A 1,998-nucleotide genomic window follows, 5' to 3' on the forward strand; every position below is an offset into this window, starting at 1 on the left:
CTGAAAAAAATTCGCAATGAGCAGAAGTTTGAGAGCCTTCAAGCACTGCAAGAACAAATAGAACGCGATAACGTCGCTGCGAGAGAGTTCGTAGCACAACTTAATGAGAGTGAAGCGAAAAGACTATGAGTGATTATAAGCACACCTTGAATTTGCCGGATACCGAATTTCCGATGCGCGGCAACCTCGCTCAGCGTGAGCCAGGTATGTTGAAGCAATGGCAAGATCAGGATCTTTATCAAAAGATTCGCGATGCGCGCCAAGGTGCTGAAAAGTTTATTTTGCATGATGGCCCTCCATACGCGAACGGCAACATCCACATTGGTCACTCTGTTAATAAAATTCTTAAAGATATTATCGTGAAATCGAAAACCATGAGTGGTTTCGATGCGCCATATATCCCGGGTTGGGACTGCCACGGTTTGCCAATCGAACACAATGTTGAAAAGAAAATTGGTAAAGCAGGCGTTAAGGTTGAGTTCTCGGCGTTCCGTAAAGCGTGTCGTGAATATGCAGCGAAGCAAGTAGCTGGTCAGAAAGAAGACTTCATTCGTTTAGGTGTTTTTGGTGATTGGGATAAGCCTTATCTCACCATGGACTTCAAGTTCGAAGCCGACATTATTCGTGCATTAGGCAAGATCATTGATAACGGCCACTTAGTAAAAGGCTTTAAGCCAGTTTACTGGAGTGTGGTGGGTGGTTCTGCGTTGGCTGAAGCTGAAGTTGAATATCAAGACAAAGAAAGTACAGCTATTGATGCCCGTTACGATGTTGTCGATCGAGCGTCTGTGTTTGGTAAATTTGGTGCCGCCGATAATGGCCAAAATCTTTCTATCGTAATTTGGACAACAACGGCTTGGACGCTTCCGTCTAGCCAAGCGGTTTCTTTGAATCCTGATCTTGATTATTCCTTAGTGAAAGTCGATCTAGGATTGGGCGAAGAACTTGTGGTTCTTGCGCAAGCACTCGTTGATGACGCTATGGAGCGTTATGGTGCTGAAAACTTTGAAGTCGTTGGCTCGGCGAAAGGTTCTGATCTTGAAGGTGAGTTGTTGGTTCATCCTTTTTACCGCGACAAGCAGCTTCCTGTACTAGTTGGTGATCACGTAACAACAGATGCCGGTACGGGTGCAGTACATACAGCACCTGACCATGGTGTTGATGACTTCAATGTTGGCAATAAGTACGGCTTAAAAACACTTAACTATGTCGACGATAACGGTGTTTATCGCGATATCGTTCCGATGTTTGCAGGTCAGCACGTTTATAAAGCCGACGGTCCGGTTCTTGAAGCGTTAACTAACGAAGGCAAGTTAGTTCTTAGCAAAAAGTTCTCGCACAGCTACCCGCATTGCTGGCGTACAAAAACGCCACTAATCTTCCGTGCAACGCCTCAGTGGTTTGTGAGCATGACGGAAAATGGCTTGAAAGATAAAGCGCTAGAAGCTGTGAAAGGCGTTAAATGGGTGCCATCTTGGGGTCAAAATCGTATTGAAGCGATGCTTGAGCAAAGCCCTGATTGGTGTATCTCACGTCAGCGTACTTGGGGTGTTCCGATTGCCTTGTTCGTGCACAAAGAAACTCAAGAACTTCATCCAAAAACGTCAGAGCTGATTGAACAAGTGGCTCAGCGTGTCGAAGGCACTGGCATGGATGCATGGTTCGATTTAGATGCTTCAGAGCTACTTGGCGATGATGCAGACAACTGGAACAAAGTAACCGATACCTTAGATGTATGGTTCGACTCTGGTGTGACACATGCAGCGGTACTTGAACAGCGCGCAGAGCTTGGTCAATACCCGGCAGATCTTTACTTAGAAGGTTCGGATCAGCACCGTGGTTGGTTCCAGTCATCTTTGAAAACTGGTATTGCGATCAAGGGTGAAGCGCCATACAAGCAAGTGCTTACACATGGCTTTACCGTGGATGGTGAAGGCCGCAAGATGTCTAAGTCCATTGGTAACGTGGTTTCGCCGCAAGAAGTGATGAACAAGCTTG

The 1,998-nt window shown here is 46.1% G+C and carries 2 protein-coding genes; both read left to right on the plus strand.

From position 1 onward, the window contains the following. The first annotated feature begins 9 nt into the window (after positions 1-9). On the plus strand, positions 10-129 hold the full coding sequence (locus A3762_RS28820; RefSeq protein ID WP_369820680.1) for a riboflavin kinase: 120 nt from the start codon (positions 10-12) through the stop codon (positions 127-129). Next, on the plus strand, positions 126-1,998 hold a 1,873-nt coding region (gene ileS, locus A3762_RS12100; RefSeq protein ID WP_068755755.1), incomplete at its 3' end, for an isoleucine--tRNA ligase. The genes A3762_RS28820 and ileS, both read left to right, overlap by 4 nt.

The organism is Oleiphilus sp. HI0125, from assembly GCF_001635355.1.